The sequence below is a fragment of the Acinetobacter modestus genome, from assembly GCF_014636095.1.
Lineage (GTDB): Bacteria > Pseudomonadota > Gammaproteobacteria > Pseudomonadales > Moraxellaceae > Acinetobacter > Acinetobacter modestus.
Window position 1 is genome coordinate 232,692 of record NZ_BMDV01000004.1, and the last position, 22,278, is coordinate 254,969.

Annotated in this window: 19 protein-coding genes and 1 pseudogene; 10 read left to right on the forward strand and 10 right to left on the reverse strand. The window is 37.2% G+C overall.

What is annotated here, in order from left to right; translation table 11 throughout:
• Positions 1 to 30 precede the first annotated feature (30 nt).
• The 3 genes from IEV17_RS11275 to baeS form a co-directional block, all read right to left on the reverse strand.
• The gene (locus IEV17_RS11275; RefSeq protein ID WP_004664799.1) at positions 31 to 1,419 is read right to left on the reverse strand and encodes a hypothetical protein; all 1,389 of its coding nucleotides are present in this window, start codon (positions 1,417 to 1,419) and stop codon (positions 31 to 33) included.
• A 160-nt stretch (positions 1,420 to 1,579) separates the two neighbouring features.
• On the reverse strand, positions 1,580 to 2,266 hold the full coding sequence (locus tag IEV17_RS11280; RefSeq protein ID WP_004664800.1) for a response regulator: 687 nt from the start codon (positions 2,264 to 2,266) through the stop codon (positions 1,580 to 1,582).
• A gap of 46 nt (positions 2,267 to 2,312) precedes the next feature.
• The gene (baeS, locus tag IEV17_RS11285; RefSeq protein ID WP_034602006.1) at positions 2,313 to 3,983 is read right to left on the reverse strand and encodes a sensor histidine kinase efflux regulator BaeS; all 1,671 of its coding nucleotides are present in this window, start codon (positions 3,981 to 3,983) and stop codon (positions 2,313 to 2,315) included.
• Between the two features lie 131 nt (positions 3,984 to 4,114).
• On the opposite strand from baeS, the gene IEV17_RS11290 reads away from it, so the two are divergent.
• From IEV17_RS11290 to IEV17_RS11305, 4 genes are all read left to right on the forward strand, one after another.
• Entirely contained in the window at positions 4,115 to 4,468 is a 354-nt protein-coding gene (locus IEV17_RS11290) for a hypothetical protein (RefSeq protein ID WP_004664802.1), read from the forward strand.
• A 330-nt stretch (positions 4,469 to 4,798) separates the two neighbouring features.
• Positions 4,799 to 6,601: an acyl-CoA dehydrogenase C-terminal domain-containing protein gene (locus IEV17_RS11295; RefSeq protein WP_004664803.1), complete on the forward strand. Its 1,803-nt coding sequence runs from the start codon at positions 4,799 to 4,801 to the stop codon at positions 6,599 to 6,601.
• A gap of 161 nt (positions 6,602 to 6,762) precedes the next feature.
• Positions 6,763 to 8,544, forward strand: coding sequence for an acyl-CoA dehydrogenase C-terminal domain-containing protein (locus IEV17_RS11300; protein ID WP_004664804.1), 1,782 nt, complete (start codon positions 6,763 to 6,765; stop codon positions 8,542 to 8,544).
• A 122-nt stretch (positions 8,545 to 8,666) separates the two neighbouring features.
• Entirely contained in the window at positions 8,667 to 9,164 is a 498-nt protein-coding gene (locus IEV17_RS11305; protein ID WP_004664805.1) for a phosphate-starvation-inducible protein PsiE, read from the forward strand.
• 41 nt (positions 9,165 to 9,205) lie between these two features.
• Here the strand turns inward: IEV17_RS11305 and IEV17_RS11310 are convergent, their stop codons facing one another.
• Both IEV17_RS11310 and IEV17_RS11315 read right to left on the reverse strand, forming a co-directional pair.
• On the reverse strand, positions 9,206 to 9,577 hold the full coding sequence (locus tag IEV17_RS11310; RefSeq protein WP_004664807.1) for an RcnB family protein: 372 nt from the start codon (positions 9,575 to 9,577) through the stop codon (positions 9,206 to 9,208).
• 154 nt (positions 9,578 to 9,731) lie between these two features.
• Positions 9,732 to 10,220, reverse strand: coding sequence for an RcnB family protein (locus IEV17_RS11315; RefSeq protein WP_004664809.1), 489 nt, complete (start codon positions 10,218 to 10,220; stop codon positions 9,732 to 9,734).
• Positions 10,221 to 10,400: 180 nt separating this feature from the next.
• Between IEV17_RS11315 and IEV17_RS11320 the strand changes: the two genes are divergently transcribed.
• The gene (locus IEV17_RS11320; RefSeq protein WP_034602063.1) at positions 10,401 to 10,841 is read left to right on the forward strand and encodes a hypothetical protein; all 441 of its coding nucleotides are present in this window, start codon (positions 10,401 to 10,403) and stop codon (positions 10,839 to 10,841) included.
• 24 nt (positions 10,842 to 10,865) lie between these two features.
• Here the strand turns inward: IEV17_RS11320 and IEV17_RS11325 are convergent, their stop codons facing one another.
• Both IEV17_RS11325 and znuD read right to left on the reverse strand, forming a co-directional pair.
• Complete coding sequence (locus IEV17_RS11325) at positions 10,866 to 12,329, reverse strand: phospholipase D family protein (RefSeq protein WP_171062473.1); 1,464 nt, start codon at positions 12,327 to 12,329, stop codon at positions 10,866 to 10,868.
• 79 nt (positions 12,330 to 12,408) lie between these two features.
• Entirely contained in the window at positions 12,409 to 14,454 is a 2,046-nt protein-coding gene (gene znuD, locus IEV17_RS11330; protein WP_004664813.1) for a zinc piracy TonB-dependent receptor ZnuD, read from the reverse strand.
• 135 nt (positions 14,455 to 14,589) lie between these two features.
• On the opposite strand from znuD, the pseudogene IEV17_RS11335 reads away from it, so the two are divergent.
• From IEV17_RS11335 to IEV17_RS11355, 5 genes and pseudogenes are all read left to right on the forward strand, one after another.
• Positions 14,590 to 15,362, forward strand: a pseudogene (locus IEV17_RS11335) (DUF4184 family protein).
• 140 nt (positions 15,363 to 15,502) lie between these two features.
• A complete protein-coding gene (aspS, locus tag IEV17_RS11340; protein WP_004664816.1) occupies positions 15,503 to 17,284 on the forward strand; it encodes an aspartate--tRNA ligase in 1,782 nt (593 codons plus the stop codon).
• A gap of 126 nt (positions 17,285 to 17,410) precedes the next feature.
• Complete coding sequence (locus tag IEV17_RS11345) at positions 17,411 to 17,632, forward strand: hypothetical protein (RefSeq protein ID WP_004664817.1); 222 nt, start codon at positions 17,411 to 17,413, stop codon at positions 17,630 to 17,632.
• Positions 17,633 to 17,637: 5 nt separating this feature from the next.
• The gene (locus IEV17_RS11350; protein ID WP_004664818.1) at positions 17,638 to 18,504 is read left to right on the forward strand and encodes a lysophospholipid acyltransferase family protein; all 867 of its coding nucleotides are present in this window, start codon (positions 17,638 to 17,640) and stop codon (positions 18,502 to 18,504) included.
• Between the two features lie 95 nt (positions 18,505 to 18,599).
• Positions 18,600 to 19,703 carry a glycosyltransferase gene (locus tag IEV17_RS11355; RefSeq protein ID WP_004664819.1) on the forward strand — a complete coding sequence of 368 codons (1,104 nt, stop codon included), beginning with the start codon at positions 18,600 to 18,602 and terminating at the stop codon, positions 19,701 to 19,703.
• On the opposite strand, the gene IEV17_RS11360 is transcribed toward IEV17_RS11355, so the two are convergent.
• From IEV17_RS11360 to IEV17_RS11370, 3 genes are all read right to left on the reverse strand, one after another.
• Complete coding sequence (locus IEV17_RS11360; RefSeq protein ID WP_004664821.1) at positions 19,698 to 20,468, reverse strand: glycosyltransferase family 25 protein; 771 nt, start codon at positions 20,466 to 20,468, stop codon at positions 19,698 to 19,700. The two genes, IEV17_RS11355 and IEV17_RS11360, sit on opposite strands and share 6 nt — an antisense overlap.
• A 9-nt stretch (positions 20,469 to 20,477) precedes the next feature.
• Positions 20,478 to 21,257 (reverse strand): glycosyltransferase family 25 protein, encoded by a 780-nt coding sequence (locus IEV17_RS11365; protein WP_004664822.1) that lies wholly within the window; start codon positions 21,255 to 21,257, stop codon positions 20,478 to 20,480.
• 81 nt (positions 21,258 to 21,338) lie between these two features.
• On the reverse strand, positions 21,339 to 22,256 hold the full coding sequence (locus IEV17_RS11370; RefSeq protein ID WP_004664823.1) for a glycosyltransferase family 32 protein: 918 nt from the start codon (positions 22,254 to 22,256) through the stop codon (positions 21,339 to 21,341).
• Positions 22,257 to 22,278: the final 22 nt, after the last annotated feature.

The following is a 22,278-nucleotide window of genomic DNA, read 5'->3' on the forward strand; positions in this document are numbered from 1 at the left end:
GGGATATTACTCCCCCTCTCCTTTTCATGATTATGGTGCAATCGCTTTAACAGTATTATCTGTGAATTTTGCAGAATATATGTTATCTGACACTTTACTCACTGTGCCATATGCGGTATTACCCACTTTGATCTGCGCTAATGAAAAATTATCAAGATCAGCAATTTCAACATATGCACCATTAGGATGAGACAATTTTGCCCAAACGACAGGTACATCTGTTGTAATCAAATTATCAGTTTTAAAGTCAGCCGTAAGCACATCTTTATCTACAGTAATCTTAATCGTTGCTGTGCCTTTCTGATACTCATTACGTTTAGCAGTTAAATTAACACTAAATGGTTTAATACTTGTGCCACCACCTTTGACATTACCACTGAGTTTCACATTAAGATCTGCATTAATAAATGCTGCAGCAGATTCATTACCACCTGTAATATCAATTACTTTGGATAAATCATTATTTAATTTAATGCTTGCCTCTAAGTTCAGGCTTTCCGTTCCAGCAATAGCCTTACCTTTTAAGTTTAGCTCAGTAGGAATAATTTCTGTGGATGTGCTTAAACCATCTTTAAATTGAACTTGCGTCGCTTTACTTGAAAACTCAGTTAAACTCAACTCTGCGCCTGTACCTACAGCAGTCAATACAACATTCGCAAACTTAAATTGCGCAGTCTTAGGAACTTGATCACTAGAACGATCACCCAATTTTGCTGGATTGTTATAAACGACTTGAGCAGTACTATCACTATTTACTGCCAAAATTGCTTCTTTTTTATTCACAACATTCTTAGTGGCAATTTTCCCACCAGCAACCAATTTAAAATCGTAAGTTGATTGAGATGCCGAGAATGGTGCTTCTAATTTCAAATTGGTTACAGTCACGTTGGCCTCATCACCAAAAACATCATGACCTGTCTGAGTTTTATAGTCCCAAACATAATCTGTCCAATACTTAGCTGTAACACCACCTGTTACAGTCACTGAATTTGGTGTCACACTGACTTTAAGGGTGTTATTACTCAACTGATAATCAGGATAGTAATATTCCCCATACGTTGAATCTTCTTTCAATAAGGCTTCTAATTGAGCCGCATTATATTCACGAGTTGAATTCTGCGCATCTTGTTGTGCCAATGAGGCTAAAGTCAAAATTAAACCACTCGCATTAGCAGTATCCGTACCAGCATCACTAATTGCATCAAACGTTGGCTGATATTGTGATTGCAATCCATCAAAACTATCAAAATAAGAAATGATATTATTGGTTGTATCAATCAACTGTTTTGCTTTATTTAAATCTGAAACAGGAGCAACTGGATTACCATTATCAGTATTATTTGTAGAAGTACTACCACCTCCTCCACAAGCAACTAAAAATGTAGAACAAGCGAAAGCTAAAAATGTTTTTTTAAACATTTGACACCCCTTTTATAATAAAATTATTATCTAAATATTTTAAATTTAGGACTTAATAAAAGTCATATATTGACTTTGAACAAATAATAGCTACTTATAATTATAATGACAATTTATTATTTAATAAAAAGCCCTTTATTTACAAAAGGGCTTTTATATTTTACTCATCAGGATATTCAAAACGATAACCTACGCCATAAACCGCTTGAATCCATTCATGGCGATTACCTGTTTCAGCAGCTTCAGTAATTTTACGACGAAGATTTTTAATATGGCTGTCAATTACACGATCTGCCACATCAAAGCTATCTGGATTAATATGATCTAATAATTGCGCACGGGAATAGACTTGACCTAAATGCTCCAAAAATAATTCCAATAAACGGAATTCGGTAGGTGTTAAAGTTAATGCTTTTTGTTGATACCAAATCCGTTGCTGTGCTTTATCGATACGAAATAAATCATTTTGATCTGGTTCTGCCTTACGCTCTAAACGACGTAAAACAGCTTGTACACGTGCAACCAACTCTTTCGGACTAAATGGTTTACAGATATAGTCATCTGCACCCATATTTAAGCCTAAAACACGATCAATTTCTTCAGTACGCGCAGTCACCATAATAATAGGCAAATCAGATTGTTCACGCACTTTACGGCAAATAGTTAAACCATCCATACGAGGAACCATCAAGTCTAAAATCATGAGACTAGGTTTACGTTGTTGAAACTGGGTATAAGCATCCTGACCATCATGAAACATACTGACCTCAAAACCAGCCGCCTCTAAATAATCACGAACCAACTGCGCTAGTTCAACTTCATCTTCAACCAACATAATATGCTTCATGGTTTTCATCCTATCCATCGTCCTCAAGCAAAGAGGATCAAAAAAGTTATTTAATTAATTTTGGGAAAGTCAGTACACAACGCAATCCACCTAAAGGTGAATGATTAAAAGTAAGTGAACCACCTAAAGCCTGTGCAAGTTTACAAGACAAAGCCAAACCTAAACCTGTTCCGCCAGTGCTACGTGTGCGTGAATCATCCACACGATAAAAACGCTCGCCTAAACGCGCCAACTGCTCATCACTTAGCCCAAATGGGCTATCATCCACATACAATATCCATTCATGCTCATTTTGTTGAGTATAAATCTGTATTTTTCCACCTTGTTCTGTGTAACGTACACAATTGCCAAGCAAGTTAACAATGATCTGTTTAAAACGATCTCGATCTAAAGATAGGCTTATTCCTTCGCCTGAGAGTGAAACATCAAGCTGCTTTTGTTCAAATGTAGGTTTAAAGTTCTCAACTTCTTGCAGTACTACATCCCATGGATTGACTTCAGCAAAATAGCATTTCAACTGCTGCGCATCTGCCTGTGCCAAATCAGCCAAATCTTGTGTTAGCTTCTTTAAACTACTCACTTGACGCATCATTGCATCAAGATGCTCGGGTGTTGCTTTACGAATTCCATCCTGCATCGCTTCAATCTGTGCTTGTAACACAGCCAAAGGCGTTTTTAATTCATGAGAAGTATCTGCGACCCATTGACGGCGCGATTCCTCATGTTGATGCAAAATATCAGCCAAATGATTCAGTTGATTAGATAAATCTCCCAATTCATCATTTCGCTTAATCACAACTTGATGTTGGTAATTTCCACGCGTTAACTCCAACGTCGCATTGAGCAAACGTTGAATTGGCTTTTTGAAATAAGCTGCCATCAATAATGCAGCCACCAAACTGGAAAGCACGGTTAAGGCATAAACTAAAAGCAAATAACGCTTTTGATTACTAAAGAAATTGATACTCGATGCATCATCTTGATCCAGTACTGGTTTTAAGCCGAGATAACCCACAACTTTTTGATCGACCAGAATTGGACGGTAGGCTATTTGATCAGTTGCAGGTTCGCCCACAATAAATTGGTGTTTTTCATCATATAAAGACAGTCTTGAACTTAAACCTAAACGATCTGGAATTGATACAAAACGTTTTTTAACATGTTCAGGTGATGAACTAGATTTGGTTTCTTGCTTGTCATCTTTCGCATCTTTCTTTAATCGAAATTGGCTCGGACTCAAAGGAAAACGTAAGCCTTCAAAGGGTTGATATTCTGAGGGTAAATTTTGTTTAAGAATCTTTAATTCTTCATCATTAAAAATCTGACGATTTTTTATTTCGGTGTTGTTTTGAGCTAAAGTGGGTGAAAGCGTTAATAAGGTATGGTCATTAAAATAACGTTGTTGTAAGGCAATATCATACTGACGGCGCAACCACCACTGAGACAAACGATCATAATCATCAGGTGCTGCGTTCCCTTCAATTTGTAAAATCTGCGCCTGAATAGCATTCCCCCAGTCATGATAAACCGTATAAACATTACCTAGATTCGCAATCAAACGATCTAATTTTTGCATTTCCACATCAGCAACATAACGTGCGAAGTTCTTTTGCATGGTCCAATGCAATACCCCTAAACTGATTGTTGCAATCACTAAGGTAGTCAGTAATACCGTTAAAAATAAACGTATGGCTAAAGGCATGCGACGAACATTCAAAAGCGAAATCTCAATAGTGTTCTATTTATGGATTGTAACCAACATGGTTCAAAAAAACTCTCCATTCTTTCTTCATCTTTATTATCTAATCTTTAACAATCGAATCTTAACTGACTACGCAGGATAAAATAATGAACAAGACAAAAATTGTATTAATGACAACTCTTCTCGGTTCTGTTTTAGGTTTGGCTGCCTGCCAAGTAACACCTTCAGAACAAGGAATGAATCATGACCGCCACCGCCACGAAATGCAACGTCAACCGCTAACCCCTGAACAACGTGCAGAATGGCAAGCTAAACGCGAACAACGTGAAGAACAACGAGAACAAATGCGTGAAGAACATCGACTACAGAGAGCACAGATCGAGAAAGCCTGTCAGGGTAAACGCATCGGTGAGCGTGTGAATGTTCAGTGGAATAAACGTGTAATTGAAGGTACTTGTGACGTTCGCTTTACGCCTGAAAAATCACAATTCAAACGTTAAACCTATGTAAAAATATAATATTCTTTCGTTATCAAGGCGCTTTAAGCGCCTTTTATTTATTTGCCGAATCAATTATTTTTAATTACACAGCTGCTTACGATTTTTTGCATATTATTACGGGCGAATTCAACGCAAACTGCCTACAATCAATACGCTTTAAAATAATTTAAGCATTATCTTTGACTTTACAGTCACTAAGAAATGCCCTGTTAAAGCTTGTACGGAACTATAACTTGTTGCACGATTAGCAACACAAAATGATACCCTTTGGGTATATTTACTATTGACTAAGATTATAACTCTGGTTTAACCAGTATTGAGGAAAATGCTATGCCACAATACAAAGCACCCTTACGTGATATGCAGTTCGTATTGCACGAATTATTAAATGCTGAAGCACATTACGCAAAACTTCCTGCATTTCAAGGCACCGTAAGCCGCGAATTGGTTGATCAATATTTAGAAGCAGCAGCTGATTTCTGTGAGAATGAACTTTCTCCTATCAACCAATCAGGCGATCGTGAAGGTTGTACTTGGAATGATGGTGTTGTTACTACGCCTACAGGCTTTAAAGAAGCGTATCAAAAATATATCGAACTTGGCTTCCCTTCTCTTTCAGCTGATGAAGAATTTGGCGGTCAAGCATTACCAAACTCTCTAGGAATCACAATTTCTGAGATGGTTGGTACAGCAAACTGGTCTTGGGGTATGTACCCAGGTCTTTCTCATGGTGCTGTTCGTACAATTGAACACCATGGTTCTGATGAACAAAAAGCGACGTATATGCCAAACCTTGTATCAGGTGTTTGGACAGGTACAATGTGCTTAACAGAATCTCATGCTGGTTCAGACTTAGGTATTATTCGTACTAAAGCAGAACCAAATGATGATGGTAGCTATGCAATTTCTGGCGAGAAAATCTTTATCTCTGCTGGTGAACATGACATGGCTGACAACATCGTTCACATCGTTCTTGCACGTTTACCAGGTGCGCCTAAAGGCACTAAAGGTATTTCTCTCTTCATCGTACCTAAGTTCCTTGTAAATGCTGACGGTTCAGTTGGCGAGCGCAACGCTGTACGTTGTGGTTCGATCGAACACAAAATGGGTATCCATGGTAACGCAACTTGCGTGATCAACTTTGATAAAGCAAAAGGTTACTTGATCGGACCAGAAAACCGCGGCCTAAACTGCATGTTCACATTCATGAACACTGCACGTATTGGTACAGCCGTTCAAGGTCTTGCTGCATCTGAAGGTTCTTTCCAAGGTGCTTTAGCATATGCGAAAGATCGTTTAGCAATGCGTTCACTTTCAGGTCCTAAAGCGCCTGAAAAAGAAGCAGATCCAATTATTGTTCACCCTGCTGTTCGTAACATGCTTTTAACTCAAAAAGCATTTGCTGAAGGTGGTCGTGCACTTGTCTACTTATTGGCTCAGTATGCAGATATCGTTGAAAAAGGCGAAACTGAAGAAGAGCGTAAGTTTGCTGACAACATCTTATCTTTGTTAACTCCAATTGCTAAAGCATTCTTAACTGAAACTGGTTCAGAATCTGCGAAGCACGGTGTTCAAGTATTTGGTGGTCATGGCTTTATTTCTGAACACGGTATGGAGCAAATCGTACGTGATACACGTATTGCTTGCTTATACGAAGGTACTACTGAAATTCAAGCACTTGACTTGTTAGGTCGTAAAGTATTGCAAACTCAAGGTGCAATGCTTAAAGATTTCACCAAGATCATCCATAAATTTGTTGAAGCAAATAAAGACAATGCTGCAATGCAAGAATTTATTGCGCCATTGGCTGCTGCAAACAAAGAATGGGGCGATATCACGATGCAAATCGGTATGCGCGCAATGCAAAATCCTGATGAAGTTGGTGCAGCTGCGGTTGACTACTTATACTTCTCTGGTTATGTAACACTTGCATTCCTATGGGCTCGTATGGCACTTGTTGCTCAAGAGAAATTGGCTGAAGGTTCAACAGAAGTTGACTTCTACAATGCAAAAGTAACGACTGCTCGCTTCTACTTCAAGAAGATCTTGCCGCGTGTTCGCTCACACGTAGATGTACTTTCAACTGGCGTTGCGCCATTGTTTGAACTTGATGCGGAACACTTCGCGTTCTAATCATAGATTAGAGTGAGATGCAACGTTCATCACAGAAAAAGGACTGGTCAGTTTTGACCGTCCTTTTTTTGTTTAATCAATGCTAAATTTACACTATTCAATTTATTTGTTCGTTTTATTTGATCACTTTGCACATGACCTGTGCGTAAAAAGGAACGATTATGCCAATTTACAATGCACCTTTAGCAGACATGAAATTCATCTTAAATGATGTATTTAAAGCAGAACAATTTTGGCAGTCTAATGAGAATCTTGCTCATGTAGATGCTGCAACTGCTGAAGCAATTTTAGAAGAAATGGCTAAATTTGCTCAAAACGTAACTCACCCACTTAACCGTACTGGTGATGAAGAAGGTGCACGTTGGGTTAACGGTGAAGTATTCACACCAGCAGGCTTTAAAGAAGCATTCCGTCAATACGCTGAAGGTGGTTGGATTGGCTTAGGTGCTGATGAGGAATGGGGCGGTCAAGCAATGCCAAAAATGCTGACAGTTCTTTCTGATGAGATGTTATTCGCAACCAATCCATCATTCATGCTCTACCCGCTTCTTTCTGTGGGTGCAGGTATGGCATTAAACAGCTATGCATCTCAAGAGCAAAAAGAAACTTATTTACCTAAAATCTACTCTGGCGAATGGTCAGGTACGATGTGCTTAACTGAACCGCATGCAGGTACAGATTTAGGGATTATTAAAACTAAAGCTGAACGTAACGAAGATGGTACGTATAACATTACAGGTACTAAGATTTTCATCACAGGTGGTGATCACGACCTCGCTGAAAACATCATTCACTTAGTTCTTGCAAAAACACCTGATGCACCTGCGGGTTCACGTGGTATTTCTTTATTCATCGTACCGAAATACATTGTAAATGCAGATGGTTCTTTAGGTGAGCGTAACCCTGTTGGTCCTGGTTCAATCGAACATAAAATGGGGATCAAGGCATCTGCAACTTGCGTGATGAATTTTGATGCTGCAAAAGGTTATCTCGTTGGTAAAGAAAACGAAGGTCTTGCAGCAATGTTCGTGATGATGAACTATGAACGTTTATCAATGGGTATCCAAGGTCTTGGCGCTTCTGAATTTGCTTACCAAAATGCAGCTCAATATGCGACTGATCGTTTACAAGGTCGCAGTGCTTCTGGTGTTAAATCTCCAAGCAAACCTGCGGATAGCATCTTAGTTCACGGTGATGTTCGTCGTATGTTATTGAATGTACGTGCAAATAATGAAGCATCTCGTGCATTTGCAGTATATGTAGGTCAACAGCTTGATATCACTAAATTCTCTACTGATGCAGAAGCAGTGAAGAAAGCCAATGACCGTGTCGCGCTGTTAACACCAATTGCAAAAGCTTACCTCACAGATACTGCATTCCAAGCAACTTTAGATGCACAAATGGTATTTGGTGGTCACGGTTATATTCGTGAATGGGGTATGGAACAGTGCATCCGTGATCTTCGTATTTCTCAAATTTACGAAGGGACAAACGGCGTTCAATCTCAGGACTTAATTGGTCGTAAAACGATTAAGTGTGGTGGTGCTTTCATCGCTGAATATATCACTGAGATCCGTGATTTTGCCAATGCATTAGAAACTGACTTAAACTTCATTAAAGATGCGACTTTAGATGCTGCAACTGAAATCGAAGCAATTACTCAGTTCATTATTGAGCAAGCAGCTGAAAACATCGAATTCCCGAATTCTACGGCTGTAGATTATTTAAGCGCAGTTGGTCTACTTAGCTTTGCTTATATGTTTGCTAAGATTGCTGCTGCTGCAAAAGACAAGTCTGGTGATTTCTACCAAAACAAACTTGCTTTGGCACAGTACTTTGTTGATCGTATTTTGCCAGAACTTGATTCACGCCTTGCGAAGATTAAAGCAGGTTCTGACTTAATCATGAACTTCAGCGAAGATTACTTCACAAACCAAGCTTAATTCTAGTTCGGTTTTAAAAACTGCCTAAATCATTTGGTTTAGGCAGTTTTTTTATGGCTATAATAAAATCAGCATAAAAATTGCATAACATTCTAATGATCTTGTTGAGAATATAAGCCTGTATGTCTAACTCCAAAGATAAACTCGAAAATTTACAACGTTTATTTGACCGTCTAGGTCATTATGCCGTTGAAGCCTTTCACTATTTAGCTCTGTTTATTATTGGCTGTATGATTGCTTGGTCGGCAGTACATACCGTCATTGAAATTTTGACCGTTAAACAATATGCCAGCATTGATGACATTTTACTGCTATTTATCTACCTCGAACTTGGTGCAATGGTCGGCATCTATTTTAAAACCAATCATATGCCTGTACGCTTCCTCATCTATGTGGCGATCACTGCACTTACTCGCCTATTGATTGCAGATATTCAGCATAATCACAAAGCCTCGATGGATTTAGTCATTATTACAGGCTCTATTTTAATTCTGGCTTTGGCTATTTTAGTGGTGCGTTTTGCTTCATGGAACTACCCATCTGTGATCCGAGGTAAAGATCATGAACAACAACTTCCTGCAAATAAGACACCACGACCACAAGATGATGAACTTGCATAAATAAAAAAAGCAGGCATCTCGCCTGCTTTTTCTTAGGTATTTTATGCAACACGGAATATTCGATATTTCGAATCAACCAATACATATTTACCTTGTACCTGCATCCAGTTATAGCCACGAGGTGGTTCATACAAGCGATGATAACGATAGTTGGAAACAATATATCGGTTACTACGAAACTCTGAAGGTAAACGTTCACCACGTTTAAAATTGATTCGTTGACCATAATGATTGCCGCGATCCCCATTTGACCAACGAGGTTGTTCCCGATGATCATGACGATTGTCATAACGATCATAGCGGTAATCATAACGATCTTTATGTTGATGATCCCAACGATTTGAATCTGCCATAGCTGAGGCAGATACACCAAGCATAAGTGTTGATACCAGTAATACAGCTGTCTTTTTCATGTTCTGATCCTCTGTTTTTTCGATCTAAAATCAGATTAAGAAAAACTCTAGGAGAAAGCATGAATAAAAACTGCGACATTGCAAAACTTTGTAATGAAAACCAAGAAATTATGGAGATTTCAATTTTGAATAAAATTCAAAAAAACATTTAAAATCAGCGAATAATTTCAATCGTAAAATTATCATCAGTCACCAAAAGATAACGACCATCGACCATCACCCAGTGCCGACCTCTTGGTGGTTCACGCAATGAATATGAATCCCAATCTCGAATCACATAACGCTCACTACGAAACTCTCCGGGTAATTCATTTCCAACAACAAATGATTCACGTCGATAGCTGTGCTCATATTGTGTTTCTGGATAGTATTCAATACGAACACCCGGTCGATGGTTTGGATAAGGATAATAATTATTTTGATTCGGTTGATAATAATAGCCTTTAGGTGGTGCAGTCGGTGTGTAACGCTGATTTGAAAATGCGAAAGGATCTTCTGCTGCTGGTTGATAACGAGGAGTTTGAGGATACGAACGTCTTTCCACCCCACTATAGCCACTCCAAGCATTATCTGCATAACTCATGATAGGGAGATAACCCAATATAGTCGCCAAGCCATAAATATAAATTTTAGATTGCTTCATGATTATCTCCTAAGAAATCAGAGTATCTTTCTATTTTAGAATAAAAATTAAGCATAACTGTTGTAATAATATTTTTTCAGATCTAATCAATCAATTTATCGATCAATCACATCTACGAATAGTTAAATAGAGATATGCTAAAATTATACTTTTGATTTTGAGACGACATTTGTGGCTGAAATGAATTTTGACCGCCTTTATCAATTCTTTTGTAAAGTTCCAAGTGTGCAGGAAGCTCGCATCGTTGCACATGGCACAGATGGTCAACATGCATGGTGGTTTAAATTCAATATTGATGTTGCACATCCACTTGCATGGCAAACTGTTCAAGAGCTTGGGCATGTTCTGAACTACTTATCGACCAATGAGCGCTTACCCACTCAATTCTTCCCTGTCTCTCCTCCTCCTTATATGAATGGTGAAGCGAAAGACTTTTTAGCTTGGGTAATTCAATGTAATCATCCTGAATTTAATCCTGATGCAGTATGTGATTGGTTAGAAGCTCGTTTGCCTAACCCAGTCGATGATGAAACTCAGTGGAAAATCAAAACGGATTTAAGTGAATTAGATCACTTAGCTGATAAAGATTTAGATCAATTGATTCCACCAAATCCGCAATAAAAAAAGAGGCTTTAAGCCTCTTTTTTAGAAAGTCGATAAGCCCGACCACTCCATAAAACGATAGAGCCAGTATTTCACTTTTGACTCATCAGCATATTTTGCATAATCAACCGTGATCTGACGACCATTCGCATTACTCCAAGCAGCATCAAAATACTGTCCTGCATCTTTAAAGACCAGTGCTTGCGCTGAACCTAAAACGCGCATGTCTGTCTCAAGGTTATAGTTTTTAAGATTACGTGCCGTTAAATTAGCTGAACCTAAAATAATCTCAGCTTGCTGAGCGTTATATTTGAGTAGCATTTTACTATGGCATTGCTCACCATGGGTATCACACCAACGAATTGGAATACCTACCGCATTGAGTTCTGAAGCCACTTGGCGATTTGGAATACCATTCTTTTGACGACCAAATGCATCTTTATTTGGATCAAGCATAATACGGATATTTACACCACGTTGTTTAGCCTGTTTTAACGCCTCAATAATATTTCGCTCAGACAGATAGAACATAGCCATGTCCAAATGCTCTTCACTTTTTGCAGATTGAATCATCTTCAACACAGCATCATAAATCGCTTTTTCAGTCAGTAGCTGCACCTGTGGCAAGCGCTTATCTTCCACTAGCCCACTCATAATCACAAAAGGGCTTGAACCTTGTGACATATTCGCGACAGTTTGCTCAGTTTGTAATACATCAATCGCGGTTGGGCCATCCACGACCAGTGCGACATTACTATGATGTGAACTCCCATCATGAGGATTCGCTGAGGTCACTAAACTCTTCCAACCTTGAGCCGTATCTACCACTAAGGTTTTACGATGATTGGCTTTAAAATTGAGTAACTCCAAATAACTCCGTATTGTTACTTTATCTTTTCCAAAAGGATTATTTAGCCAACCGCCTTCTGGATTATTGCCTAAATTTTGGCAACAAATATACCAAAAACCCGACCACAATGGATTCGAGGCTCGCAATGGTTTTAGATCAGTTTCTATCACATCAACGCCTGCTTGACGAAGCTGACGATAGTGTTTAGGAGTTATTCCACCATAAACCGAGTTAATTGGATCTGTAATCACAACGATTTGAATTGAGGGGTAAAGTTTACGCTTCAGAATCAACGCATCAGTGAGTTGTTGCATCAATGGAAATTGCTTTACCTTTGATTCACCAACTTCCTGATTAAATAGAAACATATCTAGCACGATCGTGGTTTGTGCTTGATCAATTAGTTGGAATACTTCTTTGAAAATATGCTGATCAACTTGTTGCTGACCTTGTATATCAATATAAGTTTGATCCGCTAAAAATTTCACATTGGCATGGCGAAGTTGTCCAGTAAAATCCAGTCCTTTTGGGAGTGGTTTTACAGTGTGATAAATTGCAGAAGCAATATACCCAATCGCAAAAATACTCAATATGACTGCCATGTAACGTCGACCTGACCAGTTTAATTTTTGATGAATTCTTTGGAAGATGCGCATATAAACAGAAAAAGCCCTAGCCTAATGAACTAAGGCTAGAGCTTATACTTTGATTTTTCAATAAGATTTGAGTGACAAATTAGAAACTAAAGTTCACACCAACGCTAAAATTACGTCCAACTTGTGGAATGGTTGATAAAAACGATGCATGTTGATAAACCTGATCATCCAACAAGTTATTAGCATTTAGGAATACACGATAATCACCGACATTGCCATAATTACCTGAATACGCCACACCCAAATTTAACATATTATAACTTTGTGTATCGGTTTCATAAGCTGCGATCTTATCTTGTTGGAATACATGATAATACTCAGCTGAACCGCTAAAACCATCACCAAAGTCTGCATTCACTTTTGTACCTAAACGGCCCGCTGGTACACGTGGTGCATTTTCATTATCGATCTTGCCACGAACATAGTCACCAAATGCACTGAGTTTATAAATTGAAGAGAGCTGATAACCCACTTCCGCTTCAGCGCCATAGAACTTGGCTTTATCTTGTGCATACTGAACCAAACGGAAATCTTTATAGCGATCTAAAGTTTGGGCATAGATGTAATCATCAAACCAGTTGTGGTAGACATGTACATGGTAATCAAACTTGTTATCATCGTAATGAAAACCAAGTTCAACATTATTTGACTGCTCTTTTTTAAGCTGATCATTCCCTAGTTCATAGGTATTGGTGGCGAAATGCCCACCATTGGCATATAACTCTTGTGCTAAAGGCAAACGCTCCTGATGTGAGGTAACGAAAGAGAGTTTATAGTTTGGTGCAAACTCCCAATTGGCGGCACCAGAAACAGAAAAGGCTGAACCGTCGAAATCTTTTTTCGTTGCATCATCAATATTAATTTTTTGCTGTTCTGCACGAGCAGCTAATTCAACATGAACATCATTAAATTGCGCATGTTCTAATGCAAAAACACTCCATTTTTTAGTGGTATTTGGTGCTAAAAAGGCTTCTTCACCTGTAAGTTTTAATTTTTGTTGTCCATATTGTGTACCAATGACCCCTTCCCATGCACCCAGCGGGTTGTGTACTAACTCTAAGCGTCCATCATAACCTTTATTTTTAAAACGAGTCGCGATGGTCTCTTCTTCGATCTCATCATGTTGATAATCTGTATAACTCGCTTGTGCGCGTAATTTTTTAAAGCCTGCAAATGGGTTGTCCAACTCAGTACGAACATCATAACGCTCTGATTTTAAGTCAATCCAAGGTCCTGCATCATGCGCATGTTCGTCATGGTCATGCCCATCATTTGGATCGTGATCACCACAATGTAAACTCAGACCATGTAAATGGCAGCTTTCATATTCATGGCTATGTCCTGGCAAGCCGTATTGATCCTGACGATTGCTATATGAAATACCCGTAAAGCCACGATCATAAATCCACGATAGACCGACATTTACAGTTTGCCCTTTGGCAAAAGTATTATCGACTCGACGTTCTTTTTCGCCTTCATGGAAATAATCAGGTGCAATATAATCATTGGCTTCGCGTTTGAGACCTTCAAGACGTAATGCAACTTGATCACCCAAACCAACAGTAACACCCGCGCTTGCTAATTTTTCATCACTACCAGTGTTATAGCGTAGCCCAACATTCCCCTCATAACCATTTTCTGGCATCTGTGTCGGAATTTTGCTGTCTGTCACATTGACCAAACCACCTACAGTACCAGCACCGTACAATAAAGTAGATGGTCCTTGAATAACTTCTATTTTCTTTGCTAATAATGGATCAACCGTGACCGCATGGTCGGGCGATAACGTTGAAACATCAATATTTTCAGAGGCATTTTGCAACACTTTGACTCGAGCACCATCTTGTCCTCGAATCACTGGACGACTTGAACCTGCGCCAAACTGATTGGTATGTATACCCATCTCACCAGCTAAGGCATCACCTAATGTTACACTTTTTTCAGTTAACTCTTTTTGCTCAACCACATGATCTGCGACAGCAAAATCGGCTGCATTTCGCTCTAAAGGGTGCGCTTTAATTTCAATCGTAGCAAGTTGTTGAACCTTTGTTTCCTCTTCTGCAAAGGTGGTACTACTGGCTATTGCTAAAATAGATAAAGTCAAAATATTTTTAGAAAATGACATGCCGTGTCTCAGATCAGCTTAAATATGTTTTGTTATATTATAACATTTCATTTATTTTGCAATAAAAAACATAACCACAAAAAACATTTGCTACACTGCTGATCCATTATTCAATGTTTATAACGTTCCAAGAATATGCCATTTACTCTTTCTCATGCTGTTCTTGCACCACCTCTATCAAAATTGAGTAAGGGTCATTTGCCTGTCGCAGCGCTTGCAATCGGCTGTATGACCCCAGACCTGCATCGTTTATTTACTCAAGAAACAATTGCATTAACACATCAGTGGTCTGGGATATTATTCCCCAATCTTCCGATTGGATTATTTTTTGTCTCTTGTGGTATCTCATTTATCGACCTGTCAGTTATCGTTTTCTGGGTATAAAAGATCCCATAAAGATCAGCAATTTTGATGATGCAGTGGGCTTTAGTCTTATGAATTGCTTTGCGATTATTTTGGGTACAGCGACACATTTAATCTGGGATGGATTAACCCATCTGGACTTTCGAACCTTCGCTTTTAAAGATTTACTCGCACAAGATATTTCTCTCTTTGGTTTGCATTATCCATTACATTTTATTTTGCAGATTGCTTCATCTATTCTCGCCTTACCTTTTATCTTATGGATGTGCAAACGCTATTACATCAAACATAAACTAGCTCAACCTGTACCGATTAAAATCAAAGCATTTATCACGACAAGCTTAATGATTTCAACAGTTGCTGGATTGTTGTCGATTTGGGACTATAGTCGTCATATTTCATCAGAACTCTGGTACACCGAACGATATTTTTTTATTGGTAAATCAATTAACGAATTTACTCAAACAGCACTTTGTGTTTTTACAGCAGCATGTCTGTTGCTACTATTATTTGATCGAAAAGGTCAAACAAGATCATTTTTTTAAAAAAGCGTCGCTTTAAAATTCTGTTGAAATGATTAAGACTTGAGACAATATGTTCAACAAGGCATAATCTCCCCTTCATTGGTGATGCGCTGTTTACGCATTCACCTTCTAGCCAATATAGTTTGGATAAATAATTCAATATGATGCGCACTCATTACTGTGGCTCTTTAACTGAAGCCCAAATCGATCAAACAGTGACTTTATGCGGATGGGTTCATCGTCGCCGTGACCATGGTGGTGTAATTTTCCTTGATATGCGTGACCGTGATGGTTTAGTTCAAGTCGTCATTGATCCTGATACACCAGAAGCTTTCTCAACTGCGGATAAAGCACGCTCTGAATTTGTGTTAAAAATTACAGGTCGTGTACGTCGTCGCTATGAAGGTACTGAAAATGCCAACATGGTGAGTGGTCAAATCGAAGTTTTAGCAAAAGAAATCGAAGTTTTAGCTGCTTCTGAAACACCTCCATTCCCATTGAATGACGAAAACACCAATATTTCTGAAGAAATTCGTTTGAAATACCGTTTCTTGGACATTCGTCGTCCAGAAATGTTAGATCGCTTACGCTTCCGTTCTAAAGTTACAAACTTGATTCGTAACTACTTTGAAGATCACGGTTTCCTCGATGTTGAAACACCGATCTTGACTCGTGCAACACCTGAGGGCGCACGTGACTATTTAGTCCCAAGTCGTGTTTCAAATGGTAGCTTCTATGCACTTCCACAATCACCACAATTGTTCAAACAGTTGTTGATGGTCGGTGGTATCGATCGTTATTACCAAATCGCTAAATGTTTCCGTGACGAAGATTTACGTGCGGATCGTCAGCCTGAATTTACCCAAATCGACGTTGAAACATCGTTTATGTCTGACGATGACATCATGGATTTAATGGAAGGCTTAACGGTTAAAATGTTCAACGAATTATTGAATGTAAAATTCGATAAATTTGAACGTATGACCTATAACGATGCAATGCGTGATTATGCATCTGACAAACCAGATATGCGTATTCCATTGAAATTAGTTGACGTTGCAGACTTAATGCAAGACGTTGAGTTCAAAGTTTTTGCTGGCCCTGCAAAAGATCCTAAAGGTCGTATTGTCGCTTTACGTGTTCCAGGTGCTGGTTCATTACCACGTAGTGCGATTGACGAATACACCAAATTCGTAGGCATCTACGGTGCTAAAGGCTTGGCTTACATCAAAGTCAATGAACTTGAAAAAGGCATCGAAGGTCTTCAATCTCCAATCGTTAAATTCATCGAACCAATCGTACTCGATTTATTAAAACGTGTTGGTGCTGAAAATGGCGACATCGTATTCTTCGGTGCGGATAAAGCAAAAGTTGTAAATGATGCGATGGGTGCACTTCGTGTGAAAATCGGTCATGACTTGAATCTTTCAACTTGCGAGTGGGCACCACTTTGGGTTGTTGATTTCCCAATGTTCGAAGAAACTGATGATGGCAAATGGACTTCTGTGCATCACCCATTCACACTACCAAAATCAAGTGTTGAAGAAGTAAAGAGCAATCCAGGCGCGGCACTATCAGTTGCATACGATATGGTACTCAATGGTACTGAAATTGGTGGTGGTTCACTGCGTATTTATACCTTAGAGATGCAGAAAGCGATTTTTGAAGCTTTAGGTATTGGTGAAGAAGAAGCGGAAGAAAAATTCAGCTTCTTATTGAACGCATTACGTTATGGCGCGCCTCCACACGGTGGTTTGGCATTTGGTCTTGACCGCTTGATCATGCTCATGACAGGTGCTTCTTCTATTCGTGATGTGATTGCATTCCCGAAAACTAAGACTGCTGAATGTCCATTAACTCAAGCACCAGCGCCTGTTGAAGCAAATCAATTGCGTGACTTGGGTATTCGTTTACGTGAAAAAGCAAAAGCTGAAGAAAAGTAATTTTTTCAATTGATTGCTGAATAAGACCCTGCTTAATGCAGGGTTTTTTTATATTACATGGTTTTACTTTGCGATCATGCAGCGTAATGGCATAATAAGCTGCTTTTTTATTGAGAGGTCAGTCTTATGGCAATGCGTCCTGATGTACGTCGACACACAATTGTGATTATTGTGTTTTCACTTGCTCAATGGTTTTTTATGCGTTACATCTTGGCAAATGAACTTTTCAATATGACCACCAATCAACGTATTTTATATTTCTGCGTTAGTAGTCTTGTAGGTGCGTTATTGATTTTTGTAGCACTAATTTACATGGTGCTCAAAGGCAATACCGATAAGCAAGACTGATCGTCATGTCGTTTTACAGTATTTTACTTCGTATTCTCCCTTTAACATTTTTGCGCAGTATTGCAAAAGTGGCTGCCTACTTTATCAATCAAAATCCTGATAAAAGTATGCTTTGGAAAACCAGAATTAATATTGGTTTAGCCTACCCAACTCTTTCTTCAGAGCAAAAAGAACAGCTTGCTCGAGAAAGTGTGACCAAGCAATGTTTGAGTTATATTGAATCTGGGAAATGCTGGGCAATGCCTCCTGAATGGAGCATTCAGCAAATTCGTACTGTACATAATTTAGAAGTATTAACAAATGCTTTAAATGATCCGCGTGGTGCTTTGATTATTACTCCGCATTTGGGTACATGGGAAATGATGAATGCATGGGTCAATCAGTATGGTACACCTACCATTATGTACAAACCCATGAAAGATTCAGGATTTAATGCATTTGCTTTGCATGCTCGCCAACGGTTAAATGCTACCTTAGTTCCAACGGATGCAAATGGTGTAAAAGCCTTGTTTAAGAATCTAAAACAAGGTGGTTTTAGCGTAATTTTACCTGATCATGTCCCTCAACCTTCAGGCGGAGTTATCGTTCCTTTTTTTGGAATTCCCTGTTTAACCAGTACACTTGCAAGCAAGATGGCGCAAAAAACTCAATGCCGTCTGGTGGGATTAAGCTGTTTCCGTCGTGAGGACGGTGAAGGATTTGAGGTGTATTGCGATGATCTGAATGATCCAGCACTCTATGATAGAGATATCGGAATTGCGACCACGGCACTCAATCAAGCAGTTGAACAGATGATCAACCGCTTTCCTGCCGAATATATGTGGGGTTATAAAAGATTTAGGGGGAATAACAATAATTACTATATAGTTTAATAACGCGCAAACTATCGATCATCAAATATTTTTCGACAATCATATTGAATGATAATTTTAGCTAAAATTCCTTACTTATTTCAGACAAGATACAAATGAAGAAAATTTTATTTATACAAGATGCTCTATATGGTGGCGGTGTAGAAAGAATTACTATTGATATTGCCAAAAAATTTATTGATTTAGGTTATAAAGTAAGTTATGCAATATTAGACTCTTCGAATATCGGAATGCAACTACCAAAAGAAGTAAAACAAATTAATATTGATGTAGATTCTTACTTCATGAGTGGAAACTTATGGAGGAATAAAAATAAGACCCTTGACAAAAATAAACAAGAAGAAATCCAAAATATAATTAAAACAATGAATCCTGATTTATTATTAATAGGACATTATAGATCACTTTGGCTATCTACTTTCATTGAACATCCAAACACATGGTATTGGATTCATGGTGATATTATTCATTTAGAAGAAAAACAAACTAACAATTTATTTAGATATATAAAAGAAAAAAGAAGAATATATATTGAAAGAAAAATTTTTAACAACTTATTTCACAATAAAAATATTTTAGTAGTAAATCATGATATAAAAAACACATATAAAAAATACAATCCAAATATAAAAATTAAATGTATTCCTAATGGAATAGATGTAAATAGACTAATATCATCAATACCAGATATTACAGAAAAAATATGGGATACTATTTTTGTTGGTCGCTTATCAAAAGAAAAACAACCTGAAATATCATTGATTGCCTTTGCTAAAAGTGGATTAAATGGAAGAATGGCTTTCGTTGGAGATGGAGATTTACTTGAAAGTTTAAAACAACTCGCTCATACCTTAAATATTCAAAATCGTATTGACTTTTTAGGTTGGAAAGAGAATCCTGCTGCCTATATTAAGCAAAGTAAAACACTAATCTTAAGCTCTCTAACGGAAGGCTCTCCTCTAGTAATTGCAGAATCTATTTCACTTAATGTTCCAGTGATCGCATTTAATTGTTCATCAGGAATCCGCTACCAATTAAATTCTATAGAATTACAAAAAGGTCTAGTTGAGCCTCAAAATATAGAGAAATTGGCACAGAAATTATTTGAAATTACTCATTCCCCTTACCAAATAACAGAAGAAGATAAGTTGAGATTAACTATTGACCATATGTTTAATGAGTTCTTAAATATTTTATAGCCGTATAATCAACTTAACACGAAAAGGAATCTGCCTAAGTTTATCATATATTCTAAACAACTCCCTCTGCATTTTTTTTAATATCGATATTTTTTGTTTTATTCTCACGTTTTCTCTCCATTGTAATGTACTATTAAATTTTTGATGTGTAGGGTTTAATATACAATCCTGAATACACAATACAGGAGTTATTTGATAAACAGGTAGCCCCCCCTCATTAAAATAAAATTTAAACATAATTTGATCAATATGATCCAATCTATCCAAATTTAAAACATATTGATATAAATCACGTGCAGCCTTATTTGAGAGAATATACCCCCCCGTACCTAAATGATAACATCTGAGATTAGATAAAACATATTTATTAAATCCAATATTTATTTTGTCTAATGAAAGCAATACACTATCAATTGTTTTTTCTATTTTTATAAAATCCACATTATGATTAATCCAATCACTTTTACTTAGAAAAAAATGTGCATCTTTACTTAAATAAACATCATCTTCAAATATTGCAATGTAGTCTATATTTTCATCAAATGCTTTTTTCCAAAGAGAAACATGACTGAGCAAGCAACCAATTTCACCCTTACTCAAATTACAATTATTGATATTAATTTTTAAACTATCGGCAATCATATCAATTTTATGTGGTTCAATCGCATCAAAAAAATCAAATGCAATCTCTTTTTTTCCAAATTGCTCTTCTATATGGATTCTACGATCAGTAGCAGACTTTAAACTAATGACAAAATTTTCCACTCTTCTTCCCTACTTAAACCCAACGGTTTTAAATAAAATAAAATTTCTGATTTGTTGAAAAATCCGACTTAACTCTAAAAGAATTTTATCCAACCCAGTCTTTTTATTATATTTCATCCTAACTTGGCGCTCTTTATATAAATGACTGGCAAATTTCACACTATCTTTTGTTGAGTAAAGTGTTACATCTTGAATACATAAAGCTGGCTTCATTTGCAAAACAGATAAAATTTTATCTTGAATAAGCTTTTCAAACATCAAGTGATCCAAGGCAATCAACTTATCTAATGCCTGAATGTAGCTGATTAATTGCTTAGCCCCATGTAAAGAAAGAATATAACCAGCCGTCCCAAGGTTCTTACTTTTAAGCTCAAAAAGTGCTCTGTTTGGCTCACCATCAAACATTTTAACCTTTTGCCCAAGAGCAACTTTGTTAGTAAATTCTTCAATCTTGATCAGATGCCAATTAGAGTCAATCCAAGAGTTATCAGTAAGAAATGCTTTAACATTTTCACCTAAATAAATATCATCTTCGAAAATAGCCATATGTGGAATATTCTCGTTAATCATTTTATTCCACAAGAAAACATGGCTCATAAAGCATGCTATCTCACCTTTTGTCAAAAGAGTATCATCAACTCGCAAGCCAAGCTGATTAGCAAACTCTCCTGCAGGTTCAGGTGTTAAGGCATCAAAAAAAGTAAAATCCAAGTTTTTTTTAGCAAACTCTTGGTTTATATGTTGTCTTCTTTGACTTGCCGTGGATAAACTTATGACAAATACTTCCATATCAATCTCTAACATCAATTTTGTAGACAATTTTACACTTCATCTTTAGATTACAATAAATAAAAACTTAAGACATATAGCCTATATATCTAAAAAAGAATCTTTAAAATAAAAATTCTTTGCATAAAATTTATTTAATATCTTTCTTTCTTTTGCTGCTAACTTAAGTAATTTTGGATTCTGATTTGGTGGATAGTTAATTGCAAAATCAATCAGTGTTCTTTCTTTTACCCACCTATTTTTTACTTGATAGAAAAAAGCATTTTTGTCACAGTTAATCAAAGTCATACTTGGCATATACTCTCTCATCACCTTCTGACATACGACATAAACTGCTAAATACTCTAAACGGCCAATGTTTTGAAAGAGATCTTGGCTATTATCTTGAGTATCTGCAATATTTTGAATATATCCTTTAGGAGTAAGTTCAATTGCATTCCACAACTCCTCCAACCAGTATTTAAAAAACATATTGCCCTGAATACTCGCTAATAGCCAAGTTTCTATAACAGGATAACTCATATTGGTAGTGTTATTTTTTCTATAGTAAGCAAAACAGTTTGTTCTTTCTTTCCCGATCAAATCTTGAATCCAATCTAAATTTTCATAAACTATAGTACTCGCATCAAGCCATATACCACCATGTAAAAATAAAAGATTAAATCTGATTAAATCTGATCGTTGTTGTGGAGTTGCTTTTTTATAAAGAATTGATTCAAAATCAATAGTACAAAACTTAATTAAGTCTTGCGGTTTTAGAAATAACACCTCATAGCTTGGATGCAAACGTCTAAGTTGCTCTACACATTTTTCAACAATAATTGGTAAATCCCCTTCCCAATACATCCAAATTTTTTTGGGAATAACAGCATTTGAGCTTATTGGATTTAATACAATAATATCTGCATAATTATCTATTGCATCATTCACATCTCTCTTTTTATTCCAATACATCGTATAGAACTTTAAAAGATAGAATATTTTTTTAAATATCTTCATAAGGAAACTCAGCTAAAAAATA